The sequence below is a fragment of the Sphingobium fuliginis genome, from assembly GCF_004152845.1.
GTDB classification, from domain to species: domain Bacteria; phylum Pseudomonadota; class Alphaproteobacteria; order Sphingomonadales; family Sphingomonadaceae; genus Sphingobium; species Sphingobium fuliginis.
On record NZ_SEON01000001.1, the window covers coordinates 48141 to 71315 of the forward strand.

Genomic DNA, 23175 nt, shown 5'->3' on the forward strand with positions numbered 1-23175 from the left:
GGGATTCCAGATATATGCGCATCCTGCTCACCAATGACGACGGGGTCCATGCGCCGGGCCTGACCGTGCTGGAGGAGATCGCCCGGACGCTGTCGGACGACATCTGGATCGTCGCGCCGAGCGAGGAGCAGTCCGGCGCCGGCCACAGCCTGACGCTGACGCGGCCGTTGCGCGTCCGGCAGCATGGCGAGAAGCATTTCAGCGTATCGGGAACGCCGACCGACGCGGTGATGATGGCGGTCGGCCATCTGATGAAGGATGCGAAGCCCGATCTGGTGCTGTCAGGCGTCAATCGCGGCGCCAACCTGGCGGAGGACGTGACCTATTCGGGCACGGTATCGGCCGCGATGGAGGGCGCGATCTCGGGCATCAGATCGATCGCGCTCAGCCAGGTCTATGTGCGGGAGGGGATGGGCGACGCCGTGCCCTTCGCGGCGGCGCGGGCCTGGGGCGAGCGGGTGCTGCGCCCGCTGATCGCCATGCCGGCCAGCCCCCGGCTGCTGTTCAACGTGAACTTCCCGGCCGTCGAACCCGAAGCCGTCAAGGGCATCAGCGTGGTGCGGCAGGGCTTTCACGATGTGGACCGGACGAAGATCATCCATGGCACCGATCCGCGCGGCTATGATTATTACTGGTTCGGCCTGGGCAAGAGCGACTCCGTGCCGGAGGGCAGCGATCTGGCCGCCATTGCCGAAGGCTATGTGACGGTGACGCCGCTGCATTACGACCTGACGCAGGACAGCGCGATCGCGGCGACGGCGCAGGCCTTCGGAGGGCAGGTCGGCTGACGGCATGTTCCTGCCCAGGCGGGGATATGGTTTTGCAGTCGGCCGGAACGGAATCTGGCCATGGCGCGGCCAGAGCGTTAAAGACATGGCGATGTCGCGCGCATTCCTTCTTCCTGCCTTCACCATTCCCACGATGCTTCCCGTCCGTATCATCGAAGAAAAGGTCCGATGAGGATCGTTCCGGTAAGGCCGCCGTCCAGCGCGGCGGGCTTTCTGCGGCGGCGGTCTTCGCTGCCGATCTGGGCCGATCTCACCTGGCGCGTGGGACTGGTGTTCGGCCTGATCGGGCTGGTGTTGCTGATCCACTGGGTCGGCCGGGATGGATTGAAGGACAATCTCGACGACAGGATCAGCTTCGTCGACGTGCTCTATTTCACCACCGTCACCGTGACGACGGTCGGCTATGGCGACATCGTGCCGGTCAGCCCGGAAGCCCGGCTGTTCGAGGCATTGCTGGTGACGCCGATCCGCCTGTTCGTCTGGCTGATCTTCCTCGGCACGGCCTATAATCTCTTTTTCCGCAACATCCTCTACAGGTGGCGCATGGCTCGCATTCAGGCCGATCTGCACAATCATATCGTCGTGACCGGCTTCGGCACCAGCGGGGCCGAGGCGGTGCGCGAGCTACTGGCGCGGGGCGTCGATCCGCGCGAGATCGTGGTGGTCGACCCGGTAGAGAAGGCGCTGGCCGAGGCCGAAGCGCTGGGCTGCAACATATTGTGCGGCGATTCGACGCGGGACCGGACGCTGAACGATGTCGCGATCCACCGGGCGCGGACGCTGATCGTGTCGGCGGGGCGGGACGACACCTCGATCCTCATCACCCTGACGGCGCGGCATCTGGCCCCTCGCCTGCCCATCAGCATCGTCGTGCGCAACGAGGATAACGAACTGCCCGCGCGGCAGGCGGGCGCGACCACCGTGATCAACCCGGTCAGCTTCGCCGGGCTGCTGCTGGCGGGCAGCACCAGCGGCCAGCATATTGCCGACTATATGTCGGACCTTGCCGCTTCGGGCGGTCAGGTGAAGCTGAACGAACGCTTCGTTCTGCCGGAGGAGATCGGGCAACCGCTTTCCGCCATCGCCACTGGTCTGGGGGTACGCATCTACCGCGACGGGCGGGCCATCGGCTTCTGGGAAGAGGGCGCGGCCCGGCTCCAGACCGGCGACCTGATCATAGAGATCGTGCAGGGCGCGGCCGCCGGGGAAGCCCGGTCCCTGCCCTGATTTCCTGCCCCCGTGACATTGCGCGCAAAAATCCCTATGTGCGCGCCGATCATGGCAACCAAAATTCCCGAAGCGCCGAAGGTCGGCATGGTGTCGCTGGGCTGTCCCAAGGCGCTGGTCGACAGCGAGCGCATCCTGACCAAGCTGCGTTCCGACGGCTATCAGATGTCCGCCGACTATGCCGGCGCCGACGTCGTGCTGGTCAACACCTGCGGTTTCCTCGATTCGGCCAAGGAAGAATCGCTGGAAGCCATTGGAGAGGCGATTGCGGAGAATGGCCGGGTCATCGTCACCGGCTGCATGGGCAATGAAGCGGAACTGATCCGTCAGAAATTCCCGCAGGTGCTGGCCGTCACCGGCGCGCATCAATATGAGGCGGTGGTGAACGCGGTGCATGAGGCGTCGCCGCCCATCCCCAACGCCTTCGTCGATCTGGTGCCGGAGGGTGGGCTCAAGCTGACCCCGCGCCACTACAGCTATCTGAAGATTTCGGAGGGCTGCAACCATCGCTGCTCCTTCTGCATCATCCCCTCGCTGCGCGGCGATCTGGTCAGCCGGCGCATAGACGCTGTGCTGCGCGAGGCGGAAAAGCTGGTGCATGCCGGAACCCGGGAACTGCTGATCATCAGCCAGGACACCTCCGCTTACGGGGTCGACACCCGGCATGAGGCGCGCCAGTGGAAGGGGCGCGAGGTTCGCGCGCACATGACCGATCTGGCGCGCGAACTGGGGCAGCTTCGCACCGCCGATGGCACGCCGCCCTGGGTCCGTCTGCACTATGTCTATCCCTATCCCCATGTGGATCAGGTGATCCCGCTGATGGCCGATGGGCTGCTGACCCCCTATCTCGACATTCCCTTCCAGCACGCCGCGCCTTCTGTCCTCAAGGCCATGAAGCGCCCGGCGAACGAAGCGAAGGTGCTGGACCGCATCCGCAAATGGCGGGACATCTGCCCGGACATCGCGATCCGTTCCTCCTTCGTCGTCGGCTTTCCCGGCGAGACGGAGGCGGATTTCGACTATCTTCTCCAGTGGCTGGACGAGGCGCAGCTCGACCGCGTGGGAGCCTTCCGCTTCGAACCTGTGGAGGGCGCGGCGGCCAACGACCTGCCCGGCGCCGTGCCGGAAGAGGTCAAGGAAGAACGCTATCAGCGGATCATGGAGAAGACCGCCGCCATTTCCGCCGCACGGTTACAGGCGAAGGTCGGCCGCGTGCTGCCCGTCATCATCGACGAGGTGGGCGAAGCGGACGAGGACGGCTCCATCGGCGCGACCGCGCGCAGCCAAGCCGACGCACCGGAAATCGACGGCAATGTCTTCCTGCGCGACGTGGGCGAAGGCTTGCAGCCGGGCAGCATCCTGAACGTGCTGATCGAGGATGCCGACGAGCATGACCTTTACGGAGTGCCGTCGGTTTAGGGCACCATGTTCCTGCGAGGGCATGAACCCAGTTCCGACGTCAGAACGGAACGCCCGCCTTCGCAGGGGCACGGCGCATTGTGGGGGGGGCAGCGTCATTCTGCCGCCGCAAAGGCGTCCTGATATTCCGTCCTGATCGCCTTGCGCATGGCCCCGTCCACAGGCAGCGCGATCTCATAGCTTCCCTCGGCATAGGGCCCGGCGCTGTAGGGACCGACGACCACGGTGACGCCGTCGATCAGCTTGCCGTCCTTCGACGTCGGCACCAGCACCTGCTGCATCGGATCGATGCATTTGGTGAAGTCGTCGTCATCGCTCCGCTTCACCGGCTCGCCGCGCTTTTCGGCGCGAGCCTTGTCCAGTGCGTCGCAGAAGCGGTCATGGATGGCGGCCGCGAAGGCGGCAGGCGAAGTCATCAACGCCGTGACCGCCGTCTCCCGCTTGCGCGCCTTGTCCCACAGCAATGCGTCATAGCCGGTCATGCCATGCGCCCCGCCGGTATAGACATAGCTTTCCGATTGGAGCGCAAGGAAGCGTGGCGTATCGGCGGCGACCGTCCAATGGACGTCAAGCGCATGGGCGCGGAAGGGATAGCCGGACGCGCTGGCGGCCTTCTGGTCTTCGCGCGCCATTTTCAACGCATCCGCCTTGCCGACCTTCAGCGCGTTGCCGAACTTCTCCGCCAGGGCGGGTATCTGCGCGGCCTGGGCAGGGTAGCCATAGGCGAATTCGAGCAGATCGGTCTTCTCCTTCTGCTCGAAGGGTTGGGCGGGCGGCGGCGGCTCCGGCTGGCCGGACATGCGGTTCGCGAAATTGCTGGCCGCGACATCGTTGCCCGGCAGAGCCGCTTCGCCCGCATTCCGGGCATCTTTCGACGGCGAACAGGCGCAAAGCAGCAGGACCGCCCCCAGGGGCAGTCCCGCCAGTCCCCTCCCCTTTATCCGGCGCATCAATGGGCCTTGGCTGCCGCCATGCACCGTTCGCTGATCGCCTTGCGCGCATAGCTGCTCTGGAGCGCCGCGCCGGCATTGGGCCAGCCTTCCGCGATCAATGCCTGCTCCACCGCATGCGCTCCGTCGAAACGCCCGCTTTCCGCCAGCGCATAGGCACGGGCGCGCAGGGCCTGAAGGCGGCCATCGTCGCTGTGCATCATCATGTCTCTCCTTCTTTTAACTTCGTTCAATCTATGCCTGCGCTCCGCCCGACGCAAATGATAGCGCGGTCGAAGGAGGCGCGCGGACGACGAAAGATTGGGCTTTTCTTACCCGCCGCCTTTCTCCAGAACATAGGGCATGAGCGATTTTTCCGACCTGCTGAAAGCCGACAACAATCAACCTGCCCGTTCGATCCTGATCGTGGAGGCGCCAGGGCTGGAAAGCTGGCTGGGAAGCCAGCCGGAGCGTGTGCGCGCGCTGGCCGCCGCGCAGAAATTCAAGGGCAAGGCGCATGAATTCGCCATTCTGCCTGGCGAAGATCCGGCGGACTGGTCGGTAGTGGCGGGCGTCGCTTCCGCCACGAAGCTGGGACCATGGTGCCTTGCCAGGCTGGCCGAGGCCTTGCCCGAGGGGACTTATCGGTTGGTCGAAGGCGCGGCCGGCGCGGCGATGCTGGGATGGCTGACCGCGCAATATCGCTTTGACCGCTATCGCAGCGAAGAAAATGGATCGGGAGCGCGCGTCCTGCTGACCGCGGAAGTGGCGCAGATCGATGCGGCCACGCGCCTGGCGGAGGCGGTGGCGCTGGTGCGCGATCTGGTCAACACGCCCGCCGCCGACATGGGGCCGGCCGAACTGGAAGCTGCAACCCGCAAGGTGGCGGAACGCTTCGGCGCCGACTGCAAGGTGACGAAGGGGGATGCGCTGGAACATGGCTTCCCGATGATCCATGCCGTGGGCAAGGCCGCGGACAAGGGCTTCGCGCCGCGCCTCATCGAATTGCGCTGGGGCGATCCCGGGCACCCGAAGGTCGCGGTCGTCGGCAAGGGCATTTGCTTCGACAGCGGCGGCCTGGACATCAAGCCGTCTTCCGCCATGCGCCTGATGAAGAAGGACATGGGCGGCGCGGCCCATGCCCTGGCGCTGGCGCAGCTTGTCATGGACGCGGGCCTGCCGGTTAGGCTTCACCTGCTGATCCCGGCGGCGGAGAATGCGGTGTCCGGCAATGCCTTCCGGCCCGGCGACATATTGCGGTCGCGCAAGGGGCTGACGGTCGAGATCGGCAATACCGATGCCGAGGGGCGGCTGGTGCTGGGCGACGCGCTGACGCTGGCGGGAGAGGACAAGCCGGACCTGATCATCGACTATGCTACGCTCACCGGCGCGGCGCGGGTGGCCGTGGGGCCGGACCTCCCCGCCCTGTTCGCCAATGACGAGGCGCTCGCCGCAGACATGGATGCGGCCGGGACCGCCGTCGACGATCCGACCTGGCGCCTGCCCCTGTGGGACGGCTATGCGGAAATGCTGAAGTCCGATGTGGCCGACATCAACAATGCGGGCGAAGGCGGCTTTGCCGGGGCGATCACCGCCGCGCTGTTCCTCAGGCGGTTCGTGCCCGACGCCGTGCCCTGGCTGCATCTCGACACCTTTGCCTGGCGTCCCGCCTCCCGGCCGGGGCGGCCCAAGGGGGGCGAGGCGCTGGGACTGCGCGCCGTCTTCCATATGCTGCAAGCGCGCTACGGCCGTAAAAAGTAAAAAGAAAGCGATTGTCCGAGGCCGTTACGCAACCGGATTGGCTATCGTGCGTTACGGGGTCATGGATGCCCATTCCGCACAGACTGAAGCCGCAGAGCTGAACCGTCCCGGCCTGAAGCCGCTCAGCCAATGGATGCGCACATTGGTCGATTATGTGCGGTCCGGCAAACCCGACCTCACCAACCGGCAGATGGCGCTGATGCTGACCGTCTACATCGGCGCGGGGCCGCATACGGTGCGGGGACTCGCGGAGGCGCTGAACGTCTCCAAGCCGGTCATCACCCGCGCACTCAACAAATTATCGGCGCTCGGCTATCTGCGGCGGGAACGGGACTCCACCGACCGACGCAATATTTTCATCACCCGAACCCCAAAAGGGGCGGAATTTCTTGACGCCTTTCACCATTTCATCGCAGGAACCGGCCGCGATGAACGCCTCAACTTCTCCCCTGCGGAACGCACCGCCTGAACGCATCCGATTCAAGCTGGACGGCCGATCGGTCAGGCTCGACACGCGCGTCCACGCGGCGCGCGGCGACCTGGCCGACCTGGCGCTGGCCGGCGTGCTGTTTTCCGCCCATTATGCCCGCGCCGTCGAACTGACCTGCGTCGCCGCCGGCGCGCCGGTGCTGGCATCCGACACGCCCAAGGCGCAGGCGGTCAGCGAATTGCTGCGCGGCGAGAGCTTCCACGCGCTGGACGTGACGGCGGACTGGGCCTGGGGCTTTTGCGGGCATGACGGCTATGTCGGCTATGTCCGGCGGGAAGCGCTGGACGTGCGGGAGGTGGTGAACAGCCGCGTGATCACCGGCACGGCGCCGCTCTTCAGCGCCGCCGACATCAAGTCGCCCATTGCCGATTACTGGCCGCGCGGCGCGCAGTTCGCGGCAGAGGCGCGGGGCGATTTCTTCGCCTGTGCGGAAGGCTTCGTGCATCGGCGCCATGTCGCGGAGATCGACGCGCTGGAAAGCGACTGGGTTTCGGTGGCGGAGCGTTATCTGGGCCAGCCCTATGTCTGGGGCGGGCGCGGGCATCGCGGCGTCGACTGTTCCGGCCTGGTGCAGGTATCGCTCGGCCAGTGCGGGATCAAGGCGCCCCGCGACACCGATCTGCAGCGGGAGGGGATCGGTTCCCTCATCGCGCCGGATGCGCCGCTCCGACGAGGGGACTTTGTCTTCTTCCCCGGCCATGTCGGCATCATGACCGACGAGCGCAACATGATACATGCCAACGCCCATTGGATGAGCGTGGTGATCGAGCCACTGGCCGACGTCGTCGGACGGTTGGCGGCGGACCATGCGGAACCCGTGACGGCGAGGCGGAGAATCGGCACATGACACATCGGATATTCATCGACGGCGGCGTCGGCACCACGGGTCTGGAAATCAACGAGCGGCTGGCGGGTCGTCCCGAACTGTCGATCATCACGCTCGACGAGGACAGGCGCAAGGACGCGTCGGCGCGCAGGGAGGCGCTGAACGCGGCGGACATCGTCATCCTCTGCCTGCCCGACGATGCAGCGCGGGAGGCGGTGGCCCTGATCGACAATGGCCGGACGCGGGTGATCGACGCGTCGACGGCCCATCGGGTGGCGGACGGCTGGACCTATGGCTTTGCCGAACTGGAACCGGGGCATCGGGACAGGCTTGCAAATTCGCGGTTCGTCGCCAATCCGGGCTGCTGGCCGACAGGCTTCCTGGCGCTGGTGAGACCGCTGGTGCTCGCCGGTCTGCTGCCGGGCGACTGGCCGGTGACGGTATCCGGCGCATCCGGCTATTCGGGCGGCGGCAAGTCGATGATCGCGGAATATGAAGGCGCGGAGGGCGCGCCGAGCGCGTTCCGGCCCTATGGACTGGGGCTGGCCCACAAGCATGTGCCGGAAATGCTGCGCTATTCCGGCTTGCAGCACCCGCCCCTGTTCGCCCCGGCCGTCGCCAATGCCTATCGCGGCATGATCGTGGAGGTGCCGTTGCAGTTGCGCGCCCTGCCCGGGGCGCCTTCGGTGGCCGATGTGCATGGCGTGTTGGCCGCCGCCTATGCGGGATCGCCCATCGTCAGCGTGGAAGCGCTGGAGGACAGCGCGGCGATGACTCAGGTCCGGCTGGAGCATGTCGGCGCGACCGACCGGCTGGCGCTGTTCGTCTTCGGCAATGAGGCGGCCGGTCAGGCGCGGCTGGTGGCGGCGCTCGACAATCTCGGCAAGGGCGCGGCCGGAGCCGCCGTGCAGAACCTCAACATATTGGCGGGACTGCCGGAAACGGCTGGCCTGCGGCTATAGGCCGACATTCGATCTGCTCCATCCGTCATGCCGGACTCGTTTCAGCATGACGGATGGGAAGTCGGGGCGAGCGAAGCTTCGGAGATGCGCTGGATCAATGGATCGTGCCCAGCGGCCCTTCATGGGTCAGCAGCACGATCAGCCGCTCGATCTGCCGCCAATGGCAGAAGCGGATATGGTTGCCCAGATCGCGGCTTCGGTCGGCGCGCGCCGCGGCTTCATAGCCTGCATTGTCGCCAAACAGCGACATCAGCTCAGCTGCGTCCTCATAGCTCTTTCGATTGGAAAGATATGGCATGTTCATGACGAAGCCCCCCAAAGTCCCCACCCTGACGGTAAGGATCATGGTTCAATCCCCATGCCAACCATGGTCATCGACGGAGCAGCGCGGCCTGGAAGGGTGAACGGCCGGTTAGCCAAGTCCCGCCATGGCACAAACATCCCGTTGCGGCACAGACCTGTCCTGAAAAGGCGCAGGCGGGAAAGCGCTGGCCATGCATCCCCGCGCGTGGCAAGGACCGGGAAATGACCAATGCCAGAAAAGAACCGATCGGCGCAGGCGCCATTTTGGCGCTCACCATTTTGGGCGGAACAATCGTCGGCGGCCTGATGGGCCAGCCAAGTGCAGGCCTGCTGGGCGGCACCGCGCTGGGCATCGTGATCGCGGTGCTGCTATGGGTGCGGGATCGGGGAAAATAGCTCCGCACCCGGCACTTGCGCGCCTTGCCACCATCTGTGGGCCAGCATAAACGGATAGCCATGAAGAAGCATCTGATCGCGCTCACCCTCCTCACGCTGGCCGTTCTCATCGGCCTTTTCTTCTATTTCGCGCGGGGAGATACGGCGCGGCTTCCGGCCGGCGCGGATGTGGGCAAGGAGCCGGTTTTCACCAGCCCCCGCAGCGAAATGATCCCGACGATGAACGTCGCGGATGCCGTGCCGTGGAAGGGTGGGGAAAAGCCGGTTCCCGCAAAGGGGCTGAACGTCGATCGCTTCGCGGATGGGCTGGACCATCCCCGCTCGCTGCTGCGCCTGCCCAATGGCGATGTGCTGGTGGCCGAAACCAACAGTCCGACACGCCCGACGGGCGGCATCGTCAACCGGGTGATGAACTATCTGATGAACAAGGCAGGCGCCGGCGTGCCGTCCGCCAACCGCATCACCCTGCTGCGCGACGCCGATGGCGACGGGCGGGCGGAAACCAAGACCGCTTTCCTCAGCGGGCTCAACTCCCCCTATGGCATGGCGCTGGTGGGGAACACGCTCTACGTCGCCAATACGGATGCCTTGATGGCCTTTCCCTACAAGGAAGGGGACAGCAGGATCACGGCCAGGGGGCGCAAGATCCTGAACCTTCCCGCGCAGGCGCCCAACATGCACTGGACGCGCAGCCTGGCCGCAAGCCCGCAGGGGCTGCTTTATGTGGGCGTCGGCTCCAACAGCAATATCGGGGAAAATGACCTGGAGACGGAGGCCAATCGCGCCGCCGTGCTGGAGGTCAATCCCGATACGGGCGCCTATCGCATCTACGCTTCGGGCCTGCGCAACCCCGTGGGGCTGGCTTTCGAGCCCAGGAGCGGCGCCTTGTGGGGCGTGGTGAACGAGCGCGACATGCTGGGCAGCGATCTGGTGCCCGATTATCTGACGCGGGTGGAATTCGGCGCCTTCTATGGCTGGCCGTGGAATTATTGGGGCGGTTATGAGGATCGCCGTGTCCAGCCGCAACGGCCGGAGGTTCGCGAATATACCAAGCGGCCGGACTATGCGCTGGGCAATCATGTGGCGCCGCTGGGCCTCAGCTTCGCCGACAAGGTGACGCTGGGCGCGCCCTATGCCAACGGCGCCTTTGTCGGGCTGCACGGCAGCTGGAATCGCAAGCCTGCCGCGGGCTACAAGGTCGTGTTCGTGCCCTTTGGCGACAATGGGGAGGCGGGCAAGGCCAAGCCGGTCGATGTGCTGACGGGCTTCCTGGGAAGCAAGGGCGAGGCGCATGGGCGCCCGGTCGATGTGACGGCGGACGCCAGGGGCGCGTTGCTGGTCAGCGACGATGTCGGCGGTGTCGTCTGGCGGGTGACGGCGGCGAAGTGAGGTGATGGGTTCTTGCCGGGGTGTGCCCTTGATCCTCTCCCGTCGAGGGCCGGCAGAGAGGGACACTCCCCAAAATGCCCCGGCCGCAAACCCATGAATGGCGCGCTCAGGATTTGAGGCAAAGGGCCCGGCACAAGGAGAGAGGGCGCGGGAATATGTTTCAAGCCCTGCCGACGCCGTGATGGGCCTTTCTGGTCGAACCGCAGGACGCCCGGATGGGTTTACGGCCTAGATATTGAGGCCATGCCGCCCGGCCAGTTCCACCACATATTGCCAGGCCACGCGGCCTGAGCGGCTACCCCGCTGCGTCGCCCACTGGATCGCGTCCAGCGGCTGGAAGCTGAGGCCGAGGCTGGCCGCATAGCCGCTGACAATAGCGACATAGGCATCCTGGTCGATCGCGTGGAAACCCAGGGACAGCCCGAAGCGGTCCGAAAGCGCCATCTTGTCGTCCACCACGTCGCGGGGATTGACGGGGTCGTCCTGCTCCGACAGGTGGCGGGGCACGATGTGACGGCGGTTGGACGTCACATAGAGGCGAACATTGGCCGGGCGGGCGGCGGTTCCGCCCTGGAGCAGCGATCGAAGCGCACGGGCGTCGCCCACCCCATTTTCATCGAAGCCAAGATCGTCGAGGAACAGGATGAAGGGCCGGCGCGTGTCGCGCAACAGGGTGAAGAGTTGCGGCAGGCTGGCCAGTTCATCGATCGCGCATTGCAGCAGGGCGATGTCCTGCCCCTCCGCCTGAAGCTTGCCGATGACGGCGGCAACGACGGCGGACTTTCCGGTTCCGCGTGCGCCCCACAGCAGCACGTCATGCGCCGCATGTCCGGCAGCATGGCGGCGGCTGTTTTCAAGCAGCGCCTGCTTCTGCGCATCAATGCCGGTCAACAGGGCGTAATCCACCGGCGCGAAGGCCTCCACAGCCCGGATCGTGGCGCCGTTCCACACATAGGCGGGCGCGGCGGCCAGATCGGCGGAAGAAGCGGGCGGCGGAGCGATCCGTTCCAGCGCTTCGGCAATGCGGGTCAGCAGGGCATCGTTCATGGCGCCCTCGCTTAGCCCGCATCCGCATGACGGGCAAGCGCGGCGCCCATGTCATTCTTCTGTAGCAATGGCCTTTTACTCCCGGAAATCGGGGCTTATATCGCTGGGGTCGTGACCATCCCAAATCCAGTCTTTTCCACCCGAATAAGCCGCTATGGCAGCGAAGCGCTGCGCGAGGCGGCGCTGCTGATCCGTGCGGGCGAACCGGTCGCCGTGCCGACGGAGACGGTCTATGGCCTGGCGGCGGACGCCACGGACTCCAACGCGGTGGCGGCGATCTACACCGCCAAGGGACGGCCAAGCTTCAATCCGCTGATCGTCCATGTCGCCGATCGGGAGATGGCCGGGCGTCTGGCCGATTTTTCGCCCGTGGCCGACAAGCTGGCGGAGCGGTTCTGGCCCGGCGCGCTGACCATGGTCCTGCCGGTGCGCCCGGATAGTGGGCTGTCCCCGCTGGTCATGGCGGGACTGCCGACCGTGGCGCTGCGCCTGCCCGCCCATCCGGCGATGCGGGCGCTGATCCGGGAAAGCGGGCGTCCGCTCGCCGCGCCTTCGGCCAATCGCAGCGGCGCGATCAGCCCGACGCGCGCCGAACATGTGCTGGCGAGCCTCAACGGCAAGATCCGCATGATCCTGGATGAGGGGCCGACCAGCGAAGGGCTGGAATCGACCATCGTCGCGCCGGAAAGCGACTGCATCCGCCTGCTGCGACCGGGCCCGATCACGGCGGCCATGCTGGAGGAGGCAAGCAGGCTGCCGGTGGTGACGGGCGCTGACAATGCGAAGATCGAGGCGCCGGGGCAGTTGGAAAGCCATTATGCGCCGTCCAAGCCGGTGCGGCTGAACGCGCTGAAGGCGGAGAAGGACGAATATCTGATCGGCTTCGGCCTGATGCCGTGTCATGTGAATCTCAGCCCCGACGCCGATATGCGGGAAGCGGCGGCGCATCTGTTCGCGGCCCTGCACATCGCGGATGCCAGCGCGGCGGAGCGGATCGCGGTGGCGCCGATACCCAATGAAGGGATCGGTGTAGCCATCAATGACCGGTTGCGGCGGGCGGCGGCTTAACATTCGCATTCATGCGGACCGCCTATGAATATGGTCATGCTGAACTTATTTCAGCATGACGCGTGGGGATGGGCCGGATAAAAGGGCGAGAAATCACTCACCCGCAATTATCATAACCCGCATCGCGGCATTCGCGGCGACGGCGTTCTTCCTCCTTCTTCCGCTCGCGGGCTTCGCGCGCCTCCTGCTTGCGCATCTTGCGGCCGTAATTGCGGTCGGCCTCTTCCTGGCTGGTGGTGCTCCAGTCGACCACCTGGCTGCCAGCGCGCACCGGCGCCGTCACGATATTCGCCGCCGTCCGCGCGATGCAGCCCGGCAGGAACAGCAACAAAGCCGGCGCGGCCACCCATGCGATCTTGTTCATATCTCTTCCCCGGCTTGTCATGTCCGCCAGCTTAAAGACGCTGGCGGCCAGGGCAAGCCGTGGGCGACGAACCGTTAGGGCGCTTCGATCCGCTCGGCAAAGCCCTTGCGCAGCTTGGCGAGCTTGGGCGGGATCACCGCCATGCAATAGGGGTTCCGGTCCCCCACCCGCTCCCAATATTTCTGGTGATAATCCTCCGCCGGATACCAGGGCGCGTCGGGCTCTATGGCGGTGACGATCGGGTTCGCCTGATCCGCCTGAGCGCGCTCGATCCCGGCCTTCGCCTCCGCCGCCTGTTCGGGCGAATGGGGGAAGATGGCCGACCGATACTGGGTGCCGATGTCGTTGCCCTGCCGGTTGAGCGTCGTCGGATCATGGGTGGCGAAGAAAATGTCCAGCAGGTCGCCATAGCCGATCGCCGCCGGATCATAGGTGATGCGGATAGCCTCGGCATGGCCGGTCGCGCCGGAGCAGACCTGCTCATAGCTGGGGTTCGGCAGCGTGCCGCCGATATAGCCGCTTTCCACGGCCTTCACGCCCTTCAGATTCTGATACACCGCTTCCGTGCACCAGAAGCAGCCGCCAGCCAGGGTTGCGATCTCTTCGGCCATATAGGGAGTCCTTATCCTGAATTGGCCGCCGAGATAGGAAGGATCAGCCCGCGGTTCCAGTCTGCCGCATCGCCGCCTCCGCCTTGGCGCGTTCCTCGGCCACCAGTTCCTTGCGGGACAGCTTGCCGACCAGCGTCTTGGGCAGGTTGAGGCGCACCTCCACCTCGCACACCTTCTCATGCTTGCCCAGTTGCGGGTTCAGCCAGTCCTTGAGCGCGGCCCCGTCGATCCCGGAGCCCTCCTGAAGAGTGACGAAGGCCTTCGGGCATTCGCCGCGATAATGGTCGGGAATGCCGATCACCAGCGCTTCCTTGACCGCCGGATGGTGGTAGAGGACCTTCTCGACCTCGCTGGGGAAGACCTTGAACCCGCCGACGGCGATCATGTCCTTCAGCCGGTCGACGATCTTCACATAGCCGTCCTCGTCGATCAGCCCGACATCGCCTGTGCGCAGCCAGCCGTCGACGAAAACCTCCTCGTCGGCGTCCGGCCGCTGCCAATAGCCCTTCATGATCTGCGGCCCGGAAAAGACCAGTTCGCCCGGTTCGCCCTCGGGCGGCGGACGGGTCGGGTCCTCGCGGTCGACCAGCTTGACGCGGGTGCCGGGCACCGGCTGCCCCACCGTGCCGGACTTGTTGAGGCCCTCATAGGGGTTGGAGCAGACGACCGGGCTGCTTTCGGTGAGGCCATAGCCCTCGACCAGCTTGGAGCCCGTCATCGCCTCGAACCGCTGCTTGACCTCCAGCGGCAGCGGCGCGCCGCCGGAAATGCAGAGGCGCAGGGAGGAGAAGTCGATATTGGGCGTCGCGGGATGATCCAGCAGCGCCTGGTACATGGTGGGCACGCCGGGCAGCGAGGTCGCCCTGGTCCGCTGCAACGCGGCCAGAACCTGCGTGCCGTCGAAACGGGGCAGCATCACCATCTCGCCGCCGTTCAGCACCGTCCGGTTGAGCACGCATGTATTGGCGAAGACATGGAAGAAGGGCAGCACCGCCAATATGCGGTCGGGCGCTTCGGGATGCGGATCGATCAGGCGGACCTGCCGCGCATTGGCGGTCAGGTTCTGATGGGTCAGCATTGCGCCCTTGGGCCGGCCGGTGGTGCCGCCGGTATATTGCAGTAGGGCGATGTCCTGCTCCGGATCGATGGCGACCGGCACGGGGTCTTCGCCATGGCGCAGCAGGTCCGCATAATGGGTAAGGCGCGGATCGTGCGGTACCGCGACCGTCTCCTTGCGCTTGAACAGCCGGAACAGCACCGACTTGGCAGGCGGCAGGACTTCCGCGACGCAGCCGACGACCAGCCGTTCCAGGCTGCTGTTGTCCAGCACTTCCAGCGCGGTGGGCAGCAATGCCTTGGCCGACAGGGTGAAGAGGATCTTCGTCCCGCTATCCTCGACCTGATGTTCCAGTTCGGCGGCCGTGTAGAGGGGGGAATAGTTGACGACCGTCGCCCCGGCCATCATCGCGCCATAATAGGCCGCGACATAATGAGGGACATTGGGCAGGAAAAGACCGACCCGGTCCCCCTTTTCTATGCCCATGTCCTGCAATCCCCTGGCGACCCGCCGGATGCTGTGGAGCATTTCGCCATAGCTCGTCTTGCGGCCCATGAAGTCGATCATCACCGCTTGCGGATTGGCCGCGGCGCTGTTCGCCACCATCTCCACCATCGACAGGGGCGGGAATGTCTGCTCCCAGGCAGAGGGATGATTATAGCGGGTTTTCCAGATTTTTTCGCTGCTCTCCATTTGTACAGGTGTAAGTTACGCCTTCCCTTTACGCAAGCGTAAAGCACGGCAAAAGGGCCGCGGCCCTTGGCAAGGCGCGGCCCTTTTCCCGGTCTCTGCCGTCGTCGCTCCGCACGGGGCGGATTGACGTTACGGCATCAGACGTGACCCTTGTTGTCGCTGAACGGATCGAGGATTTTCGCGGCGCCCGAAATCAGGTCGGACTCGCTCTTCAGCGCTTCTTCCGCGCGGCGGGTGGCGTCCTCGCGCTCCCGGCGCAGCTCGTTGATCAGCGCCTCGCGATCGCCGTCCAGGCGCGAATCGGTGGGGGCCTCGATGCCCGCCTTCTTCGCCGCCTTCGTCACCAGCGCGTCCAGTTCCCGCTGCGAGCAGAGGCCCAGCGTCACCGGGTCCTTGGGCACGATGTTGGAGATATTCCAGTGCGTGCGGTCGCGGATCGCGGCGATGGTGGTGCGCGTGGTGCCGATCAGCTTGCCGATGGCGCCGTCCGAAATTTCCGGATGGTTGCGCAGGATCCAGGCGATGCCGTCGGGCTTGTCCTGACGCTTGCTGACCGGCGTATAACGCGGTCCCTTGGTGCGGCGGACCGGCTCGGGGCCCTTCAGCATCTTCAGGCGATAGTCCGGATTGGCCTCGCCCTTGTGGATTTCCTCCATCGTGATTTCATGGGCGCGCACCGGATCGCGGCCGGTATATTTGGTGCCGGCGGTATCGTCGGCAATCGCCTGCACTTCCAGGATATGCAGCCCGCAAAACTCCGCAATCTGGTCGAAGCTCAGCGCGGTATTGTCGACCAGCCAACTGGCTGTCGCATGGGGCATGAGAGGCTGGGACACGGGAATTCTCCGGCATAGAAACGGCGCTTAAAAACGACAAGGGCCGCCCAAGCAGGGCGGCCACGCCCGACCCGAGATAGTGCATCCGGCCGCGCCGGGCAAGGAAAAGCGTCAGGCCGCGCTGCCGAGCGCCTGGGGATCGATATTGTGCAGGCCGGTGAGGAATTCCCGCGCGCTGCGTTCCCAACTGAAGCTCTTGCCATAGGCGGCGCATGCCTGACGGTCGCAGAGGAGCGCTGCGGCGATGGCATCCTCCAGCCGATCCGACAAGGCGCCGCTTTCCGGGGTGACGATGTCGACCGGGCCGGTGACGGGATAGGCCGCCACCGGCGTGCCGCAGGCCAGCGCCTCTATCATGACCAGGCCGAAGGTGTCGGTGCGGCTGGGAAAGACGAAGACGTCGGCGCCGGCATAGGCGCCGGCCAGTTCCGCCCCGAACATGGGGCCCAGGAAATGCGCCTGCGGATAGGTTCTTTCCAGCATGGCGCGGGCGGGACCGTCCCCGACGACGACCTTCGTGCCCGGATGGCCGCTGGCCAGGAAGGCTTCCAGATTCTTCTCGACCGCGACACGGCCGACATAGAGCTGGATCGGACGCGGCAGATCGGCAAAGAGGATGGGCGGCGTCGCCATGGGCGTGAAGGCGGCCAGGTCCACTCCCCTGCCCCAGGCACGCACCTGCGCCAGCCCATGGGCGCGCAATTGCCGCCGCACGGACCGGGTCGACACCAGCACCGCCTCGGCCGGTCCATGGAACCAGCGGATATAGCGCCAGAACCACGCCGCCGGCAGCCCGGTGCGCTGCGCCACATAATCCGGAAAATGCGTATGATAGGCAGTGGTGAAGCGGATGCCGCTGCGCAGGCACCAGCGCCGTGCGGCCAGGCAAAGCGGCCCCTCCGTCGCCAGATGGATCGCGTCGGGACGGAAAGCCGCGATCATCTGCCCCACAACGCTCGAACGGGCGAAGGCCAGCCGGATTTCCGGATAGGTCGGACAGGGGATGGAGCCGAAGAGATCGGGCGAGACCAGCTTCACCTCATGCCCCATCTTCTCCAGTTCCGCCTGCATGGTCTGGAGCGTGCGGACGACGCCGTTCACCTGCGGGCTCCAGGCGTCGGTGACTATGGCGACACGCATCGTTCGCCCTCCCGTCAGGCCGCGATCCGGGAAGGTTCTTCGGCGGCGCGCCCGGCGATCTCGTCGGCCCAGTGCAGCACCTCCATGCGCCCGTCGAAATGCTCGACCAGCGCCGTGCATCCCTCCACCCAATCGCCGTCATTATAATATTCGACGCCCGCGATCTCGCGGATTTCCGCATTGTGGATATGCCCGCAAACGACCCCGTCGACGCCGCGGGAACCGGCCTCATGCGCCACCACCTCCTCGAAGCGGGAGATGAACTCGACGGCGTTCTTGACCTTGTGCTTCGCCATCTTGCTGAGCGACCAATAGGGCAGCCCCATGCGTTGCCGCACCGCGTTCACCACGACATTGACGCGCATCAGCATGGTATAGGCGGCGTCGCCCACAAAGGCCAGCCAGCGGTGCGCGAGCATGATCGTGTCGAACTCGTCGCCGTGCAGCACCAGCAGCTTGCGGCCGTCGGCGGTCTCATGGATCGCCTTGCGCCGGATCTCGACGCCGCCGAAGCTGAGGCCGGTGAACTGGCGGAACATCTCGTCATGATTGCCGGGGATGTAGACGACGCGGGTGCCGCGCTTGGCCCGCTTCATCACCCGCCAGACCACATCGTTATGCGCGGCGGGCCAATAGAAGCGCTTCTTCAGCCGCCAGCCGTCGATAATGTCGCCCACCAGATACATGGTGTCGCTGTCGACGCTGTCGAGGAAGTCGATCAGCATGCTCGCATTGCAGCCGCGCGTGCCGAGGTGAATGTCCGAAATCCAGATCGTGCGATAGCGGCGACGCTTCCCTTCCCGTTCGGGAATGGCGAACTTGTCGTCGGCGCCATCGTCCAACTCCGCCAGGAAAGGCAGGCGAGTGATGGCGTTCATGATGCGACCCCTGAGCTGTTTCCCTCAGGAGCGAATCCATAGCCGCCCTATGTTACAACTCCGCAGCGAATATGACGGAAATGCTACGGTCTTTGCCAGTGCAGGACATTCCTTCTCCCTCGAGGGAGAAGGATAGGAAGCCTTGGCGACGAAGGAGCCTAGGCTGATTTGGATGAGGGGGAAGCGGGCCTGCGGCCCGCGCGATCCCATGGATCGCAACCCCCTCACCCAGCTGCGACTAGGCAGCAAGCTGCCAAGTCTGCGCAGCCCTCTCCCTCAGGGAGAGGGATAAAGCGGGTGTTCGATTACCCCCCAATCAGACCCACCCCCTCGTCAAACCGTCAGCACGATCTTCCCGAAATGCTCCCCCGCATCCATGCGCGCATGCGCGGCGGCCGCCTCCGCCAGCGGAAAGCGCATGTCCATCGCCGGCCGCAGCCTGCCCTGCTCGATGAAAGCCCACACCACCCGCATCAACTCGTCCGCCACCAGACTCTTGAAGGCCACAGAGCGCGGGCGCAGCGTCGATCCGGTCAGCGTCAGCCGCTTGCCCATGATCGCGGGAATGAAGACCTCCGCCTTGGGCCCGCCCATGACCGCGATGGACACATGGCGCCCGTCCTCCGCCAGGCACTGGATGTTGCGCGGCAGATAATCCCCGCCGACCATGTCCAGCACCGCCTGCACGCCCCGCCCGCCGGTGATCCGCTTCACTTCCTCGACGAAATCCTGGCTGCGATAATTGATCGCATGATCGGCGCCCCAGGCCTTCGCCTGCTCGCATTTCTCATCGCTGCCACAGGTCACGATGACGCCGATGTCGAACAGCTTGCAGAGCGAGATCGCCATGGTGCCGATGCCGCTCGTGCCGCCATGGACCAGCACCACATCGCCCTCCACCACATAGGCGCGCTCGAACAGGTTGCTCCACACGGTGAACAGGGTTTCCGGCAGGGCCGCCGCCTCGACCAGATCATAATCGTCCGGCACCGGCAGGCACTGGCCGGCGGGCGCCACCGCATATTCGGCATAGCCCCCGCCGGGCAGAAGCGCGCAGACGCGCCGGCCGATCAACAGTTCCGCGCTACCGCCCGCGGCGACGATGATGCCGGAAACCTCCAGCCCCGGAATGTCCGGCGCACCGGGCGGCGGCGGATATTTCCCCTGCCGCTGCATCATGTCGGGCCGGTTGACGCCGGCCGCCGCCACCTTGATCAGCACCTCGTCCGGCCCCGGCACGGGAACCGGCCGCCGCTGCGGCACCAGGGCCTCAGGCCCACCGGGAACCGCTATGCCGATCACCGTCATTTCCGTCGGCAGGTCGTTCGGCTTCACGCCCTCTATCGCCATTGCGGCCCCTCGCGGCAGATGTTGCACCGCACCTAAATCGACGGGCGGAATGCAGGCCTTATTGACAGACTGGCCCGCAGGGTCAACATTGCGATTCATGGACATGGAAGACGATCTGCCCCGAAAGGCCGATGATCCTCTGGCCCAGCTGATCCGGCAGGATCTGGGTCCGCTGTCCGTTGCCGATCTCGAAGCGCGCATCGCGGCGCTGCAGGGCGAAATCGCCCGCACCCGATCCAGGATTGAAAACGCCGTTAACCACAAAGCAAGCGCCGAGGCGTTATTCAAGCGATGAACCCGCGCCCCGCCCCACGCGACTCCGACAAGGGTCTCACCGGGCATGGGCAGTCTGGCAATTCCGGCGGTCAGGATGCCCATCTTGATCCGCCGTCGAGCAATGCCGACATATGGTTCAAGACAGCCCCTCATTGGGGGTCAGGAGTATAAGAGACATGCCATCTTTCGCACCCGCCCTTGAAACCACCCTGCATAATGCGCTGACCCACGCATCGGAGCGTCGTCACGAATATGCGACGCTGGAGCATCTGCTGCTCGCGCTGATCGACGACGAACATGCGTCGAAGGTGATGCAGGCCTGCGGCGTGGAGCTTGGCGAATTGTCCGACGCGGTGACGCAATATCTGGATACCGAACTCGACAGCCTGAAGGTGGAGGGGGCAAGCGACCCCTCCCCCACCAGCGGCTTCCAGCGGGTGGTCCAGCGCGCGATCCTGCATGTCCAATCCTCCGGAAAGGATGAAGTGACGGGAGCCAATGTGCTCGTCGCGCTTTTCTCCGAGCGGGAAAGTTATGCCGTCTACTTCCTCCAGCAGCAGGATATGAGCCGCCTGGATGCCGTCAGCTACATCAGCCACGGCGTCGGCAAGGGCACGGCCGCCCCTGAACCGCGCGAAACCAAGGGCGCTCAGGAGGAGGAGAAGAAGGCGCAGGACAGCAAGGGCAAGAAGGACAGTGCCTTGGAGCAGTTCACCGTCAACCTCAACGAGAAGGCGGCGCGGGGCAAGGTTGACCCGCTGATCGGCCGCGCTTCCGAAGTCGACCGGACCATCCAGATCCTGTGCCGGCGGTCGAAGAACAACCCGCTCTATGTGGGCGACCCGGGCGTGGGCAAGACCGCCATCGCGGAAGGCTTGGCGCGCAAGATCGTGGAGGGCGAGGTTCCCGACGTCCTCAAGGAAGCGGTGATCTACTCGCTCGACATGGGCGCGCTGCTTGCCGGAACCCGCTATCGCGGCGATTTCGAGGAGCGGCTGAAGGCGGTCGTCACCGAGCTGGAGAAGATGCCGCACGCGGTCCTCTTCATCGACGAGATCCACACGGTGATCGGCGCGGGCGCGACCAGCGGCGGCGCGATGGATGCGTCCAACCTGCTGAAGCCTGCCCTGTCGGGCGGCACGATCCGCTGCATCGGCTCCACCACCTACAAGGAGTTCCGCAACCATTTCGAGAAGGACCGCGCCCTGCTGCGCCGGTTCCAGAAGATCGACGTCAACGAACCCACGGTCGAGGACACGATCAAGATTCTCGCCGGGCTGCGCAGCGCCTTTGAGGAGCATCACAACGTCAAATACACCCCCGACGCGATCAAGGCGGCGGTGGAGCTGTCGGCGCGCTACATCAACGACCGCAAGCTGCCGGACAAGGCGATCGACGTGATCGATGAGGTCGGCGCGATGCAGATGCTGGTCGTGCCGTCCAAGCGCAAGAAGACGATCACCCCCAGGGAGATCGAGCAGGTCATCGCAACCATGGCCCGCATCCCTCCCAAGACCGTCTCGGCGGACGACAAGTCGGTTCTCGAAACGCTCGACACCGACCTCAAGCGCGTCGTCTTCGGCCAGAACCGGGCGATCGAGGTGCTGTCCTCCGCGATCAAGCTGTCGCGGGCGGGCCTGCGCGATCCCGACAAGCCGATCGGCAACTATCTCTTCTCCGGCCCCACCGGCGTCGGCAAGACGGAGGTCGCCCGGCAACTCGCCCATCTGCTCGGCATTCCGCTCCAGCGGTTCGACATGTCCGAATATATGGAACGCCATTCGGTCAGCCGCCTGATCGGCGCTCCTCCGGGCTATGTCGGCTATGACCAGGGCGGCCTGCTGACCGATGCAGTGGACCAGAATCCGCATAGCGTGCTGCTGCTGGACGAGATCGAGAAGGCCCATCCGGACCTGTTCAACATCCTGCTCCAGGTGATGGACAATGGCCGCCTCACCGATCACCACGGCAAGACGGTGGATTTCCGCAACACCATCCTCATCATGACCACCAATGCCGGTGCGTCGGACATGGCGAAGGAAAGCATCGGCTTTGGCGAACTGACCCGCGAGGATGCGCAGGAGGACGCGGTGAAGAAGCTCTTCACCCCCGAATTCCGCAATCGCCTCGATGCCATCGTACCCTTCGGCTATCTGCCGCCGGAGATCGTGGCGCGGGTCATCGACAAGTTCGTGCTGCAACTGGAACTGCAACTGGCCGACCGCGACGTCCACATCACCCTGGACGACGAGGCGAAGGCCTGGCTCACCAAGCGCGGCTATGACAAGCTCTATGGCGCCCGCCCGATGGGCCGCCTGATGCAGGAGAAGATCAAGCAGCCGCTGGCCGAGGAACTGCTGTTCGGCAAGCTGGTGCATGGCGGCGAAGTCCATGTCCGGCTGAAGGACGACGCCCTCGCCTTCGAAATCACCCCCGCCGCCCCCAAGAAGGGGAAGAAGGGTGGCAAGTCGAAGCCTGCGGAACGGGCGAAATAAGACAGCGCCATCATCGGCAATCATGACAAGGGCTGCCCCTCGGGGTCGCCCTTGATCATTCGGGCGCGCCGAAGAAACCGGCCACGGATCAGCACGGCCGATCCTCCCTCCGGCATCAAGCCTCCCGAACCGCTGGACCGCCTGCCGAAGCGAGAACTTGCGGATTGCTCTCCATCGGGCACAAGGATGGCTCAAGCCAGATGCGGGAGAGTCGCGATGTCGAACGAAATCACCCTCTACACCAATCCGATGTCGCGCGGGCAGATCGCCCGCTGGATGCTGGAGGAAGTGGGAGAGCCCTACGACATGGTCGTGCTGGATTATGACGTCGGCATGAAGTCGGCCGATTACCTCGCGATCAACCCGATGGGCAAGGTTCCCGCCATCGTCCACGCAGGCAAGGTGGTGACCGAATGCGCCGCCATCTGCGCCTATCTGGCCGATGCCTTTCCCGCCGCCGGCCTGGCGCCCGCCACCGATGGTCGCGCCGACTATTATCGCTGGCTCTTCTTCGCCGCCGGCCCGGTGGAGGCCGCCATCACCAACAAGGCGCTCGGTTTTGCCGTTCCCGAAGGCCGCGAGCGTCTGGCCGGCTATGGCACGTTCGACCATGCGATCGATGCCCTGGAACGCGCCGTCTCCGGACCAGCCTGGATTTGCGGCGACCGGTTCACCGCCGCCGACGTCTATGTGGGAGCGCAGGTCGATTGGGGCCTCAGCTTCGGTTCGATCCCCAGCCGCCCCGTCTTCGAAGCCTATGCGGCGCGCCTGCGCGAGCGCCCGGCCTATAAGCGGCAAAAGGAACTGGACAACGCCCTGATCGCAAAGATGCAGAAGCCCGCCTGAAGCACCCCCAAAGCAAAAGGCCCG

24 protein-coding genes are annotated in these 23175 nt (G+C 65.3%); 13 read left to right on the forward strand and 11 right to left on the reverse strand.

The features are described from left to right. Positions 1-14: 14 nt before the first annotated feature. From surE to rimO, 3 genes are all read left to right on the forward strand, one after another. Positions 15-788 carry a 5'/3'-nucleotidase SurE gene (gene surE / locus EWH10_RS00265; RefSeq protein ID WP_044662576.1) on the forward strand — a complete coding sequence of 258 codons (774 nt, stop codon included), beginning with the start codon at positions 15-17 and terminating at the stop codon, positions 786-788. Positions 789-956: 168 nt separating this feature from the next. Next, complete coding sequence (locus EWH10_RS00270; protein ID WP_044662577.1) at positions 957-2015, forward strand: potassium channel family protein; 1059 nt, start codon at positions 957-959, stop codon at positions 2013-2015. 36 nt (positions 2016-2051) lie between these two features. Continuing rightward, positions 2052-3434, forward strand: coding sequence for a 30S ribosomal protein S12 methylthiotransferase RimO (gene rimO, locus EWH10_RS00275; RefSeq protein WP_170825621.1), 1383 nt, complete (start codon positions 2052-2054; stop codon positions 3432-3434). A gap of 95 nt (positions 3435-3529) precedes the next feature. On the opposite strand, the gene EWH10_RS00280 is transcribed toward rimO, so the two are convergent. After that, positions 3530-4384, reverse strand: coding sequence for a DUF4163 domain-containing protein (locus EWH10_RS00280; protein WP_044662578.1), 855 nt, complete (start codon positions 4382-4384; stop codon positions 3530-3532). Next, the gene (locus EWH10_RS00285; protein WP_007684028.1) at positions 4384-4587 is read right to left on the reverse strand and encodes a hypothetical protein; all 204 of its coding nucleotides are present in this window, start codon (positions 4585-4587) and stop codon (positions 4384-4386) included. The genes EWH10_RS00280 and EWH10_RS00285 overlap by 1 nt, the downstream gene beginning before the upstream one ends. Before the next feature lie 139 nt (positions 4588-4726). Here EWH10_RS00285 and EWH10_RS00290 point away from each other — a divergent pair, with 139 nt between their 5' ends. From EWH10_RS00290 to argC, 4 genes are all read left to right on the forward strand, one after another. Further along, positions 4727-6124 carry a leucyl aminopeptidase family protein gene (locus EWH10_RS00290; protein ID WP_044662579.1) on the forward strand — a complete coding sequence of 466 codons (1398 nt, stop codon included), beginning with the start codon at positions 4727-4729 and terminating at the stop codon, positions 6122-6124. A 61-nt stretch (positions 6125-6185) separates the two neighbouring features. Beyond that, complete coding sequence (locus tag EWH10_RS00295) at positions 6186-6593, forward strand: MarR family winged helix-turn-helix transcriptional regulator (RefSeq protein WP_025548865.1); 408 nt, start codon at positions 6186-6188, stop codon at positions 6591-6593. After that, entirely contained in the window at positions 6553-7461 is a 909-nt protein-coding gene (locus EWH10_RS00300) for a C40 family peptidase (protein WP_044662580.1), read from the forward strand. The genes EWH10_RS00295 and EWH10_RS00300 overlap by 41 nt, the downstream gene beginning before the upstream one ends. Continuing rightward, the gene (gene argC / locus EWH10_RS00305; RefSeq protein ID WP_025548862.1) at positions 7458-8402 is read left to right on the forward strand and encodes an N-acetyl-gamma-glutamyl-phosphate reductase; all 945 of its coding nucleotides are present in this window, start codon (positions 7458-7460) and stop codon (positions 8400-8402) included. The genes EWH10_RS00300 and argC overlap by 4 nt, the downstream gene beginning before the upstream one ends. Positions 8403-8496: 94 nt before the next feature. On the opposite strand, the gene EWH10_RS00310 is transcribed toward argC, so the two are convergent. Further along, complete coding sequence (locus tag EWH10_RS00310) at positions 8497-8700, reverse strand: hypothetical protein (protein WP_037482318.1); 204 nt, start codon at positions 8698-8700, stop codon at positions 8497-8499. 227 nt (positions 8701-8927) lie between these two features. Between EWH10_RS00310 and EWH10_RS21620 the strand changes: the two genes are divergently transcribed. Continuing rightward, positions 8928-9101, forward strand: a complete 174-nt coding sequence (locus EWH10_RS21620; RefSeq protein WP_165363299.1) for a hypothetical protein — start codon at positions 8928-8930, stop codon at positions 9099-9101. A gap of 60 nt (positions 9102-9161) precedes the next feature. Continuing rightward, a complete protein-coding gene (locus EWH10_RS00315) occupies positions 9162-10490 on the forward strand; it encodes a PQQ-dependent sugar dehydrogenase (RefSeq protein WP_044662581.1) in 1329 nt (442 codons plus the stop codon). 228 nt (positions 10491-10718) lie between these two features. Here EWH10_RS00315 and EWH10_RS00320 read toward each other — a convergent pair whose 3' ends face one another. Further along, positions 10719-11537 (reverse strand): ATP-binding protein, encoded by an 819-nt coding sequence (locus EWH10_RS00320; protein ID WP_025548859.1) that lies wholly within the window; start codon positions 11535-11537, stop codon positions 10719-10721. 111 nt (positions 11538-11648) lie between these two features. Here EWH10_RS00320 and EWH10_RS00325 point away from each other — a divergent pair, with 111 nt between their 5' ends. After that, positions 11649-12605 (forward strand): L-threonylcarbamoyladenylate synthase, encoded by a 957-nt coding sequence (locus tag EWH10_RS00325; protein ID WP_065846747.1) that lies wholly within the window; start codon positions 11649-11651, stop codon positions 12603-12605. A 97-nt stretch (positions 12606-12702) separates the two neighbouring features. Here the strand turns inward: EWH10_RS00325 and EWH10_RS00330 are convergent, their stop codons facing one another. The 7 genes from EWH10_RS00330 to EWH10_RS00360 form a co-directional block, all read right to left on the reverse strand. After that, entirely contained in the window at positions 12703-12969 is a 267-nt protein-coding gene (locus EWH10_RS00330; protein ID WP_025548857.1) for a hypothetical protein, read from the reverse strand. A gap of 74 nt (positions 12970-13043) precedes the next feature. Then, on the reverse strand, positions 13044-13580 hold the full coding sequence (gene msrA, locus EWH10_RS00335) for a peptide-methionine (S)-S-oxide reductase MsrA (RefSeq protein WP_025548856.1): 537 nt from the start codon (positions 13578-13580) through the stop codon (positions 13044-13046). 43 nt (positions 13581-13623) lie between these two features. Continuing rightward, positions 13624-15330, reverse strand: coding sequence for a long-chain-fatty-acid--CoA ligase (locus EWH10_RS00340; RefSeq protein WP_044662582.1), 1707 nt, complete (start codon positions 15328-15330; stop codon positions 13624-13626). A 137-nt stretch (positions 15331-15467) separates the two neighbouring features. Then, positions 15468-16151: a DUF1013 domain-containing protein gene (locus EWH10_RS00345; RefSeq protein ID WP_025548854.1), complete on the reverse strand. Its 684-nt coding sequence runs from the start codon at positions 16149-16151 to the stop codon at positions 15468-15470. 126 nt (positions 16152-16277) lie between these two features. Then, positions 16278-17306, reverse strand: coding sequence for a glycosyltransferase family 4 protein (locus tag EWH10_RS00350; protein ID WP_044662583.1), 1029 nt, complete (start codon positions 17304-17306; stop codon positions 16278-16280). Positions 17307-17320: 14 nt separating this feature from the next. Next, positions 17321-18184: a UDP-2,3-diacylglucosamine diphosphatase gene (locus EWH10_RS00355; RefSeq protein ID WP_025548852.1), complete on the reverse strand. Its 864-nt coding sequence runs from the start codon at positions 18182-18184 to the stop codon at positions 17321-17323. Positions 18185-18517: 333 nt separating this feature from the next. Further along, the gene (locus EWH10_RS00360; protein WP_044663183.1) at positions 18518-19534 is read right to left on the reverse strand and encodes an NAD(P)H-quinone oxidoreductase; all 1017 of its coding nucleotides are present in this window, start codon (positions 19532-19534) and stop codon (positions 18518-18520) included. A 97-nt stretch (positions 19535-19631) separates the two neighbouring features. On the opposite strand from EWH10_RS00360, the gene EWH10_RS00365 reads away from it, so the two are divergent. The 3 genes from EWH10_RS00365 (at position 19632) to EWH10_RS00375 (ending at position 23151) form a co-directional block, all read left to right on the forward strand. After that, positions 19632-19829, forward strand: a complete 198-nt coding sequence (locus tag EWH10_RS00365; RefSeq protein WP_044662584.1) for a DUF1192 domain-containing protein — start codon at positions 19632-19634, stop codon at positions 19827-19829. A 157-nt stretch (positions 19830-19986) separates the two neighbouring features. Beyond that, on the forward strand, positions 19987-22305 hold the full coding sequence (gene clpA / locus EWH10_RS00370; protein WP_044662585.1) for an ATP-dependent Clp protease ATP-binding subunit ClpA: 2319 nt from the start codon (positions 19987-19989) through the stop codon (positions 22303-22305). Positions 22306-22521: 216 nt separating this feature from the next. Beyond that, complete coding sequence (locus EWH10_RS00375) at positions 22522-23151, forward strand: glutathione S-transferase family protein (RefSeq protein ID WP_044662586.1); 630 nt, start codon at positions 22522-22524, stop codon at positions 23149-23151. The last annotated feature ends 24 nt before the right edge of the window (positions 23152-23175 follow it).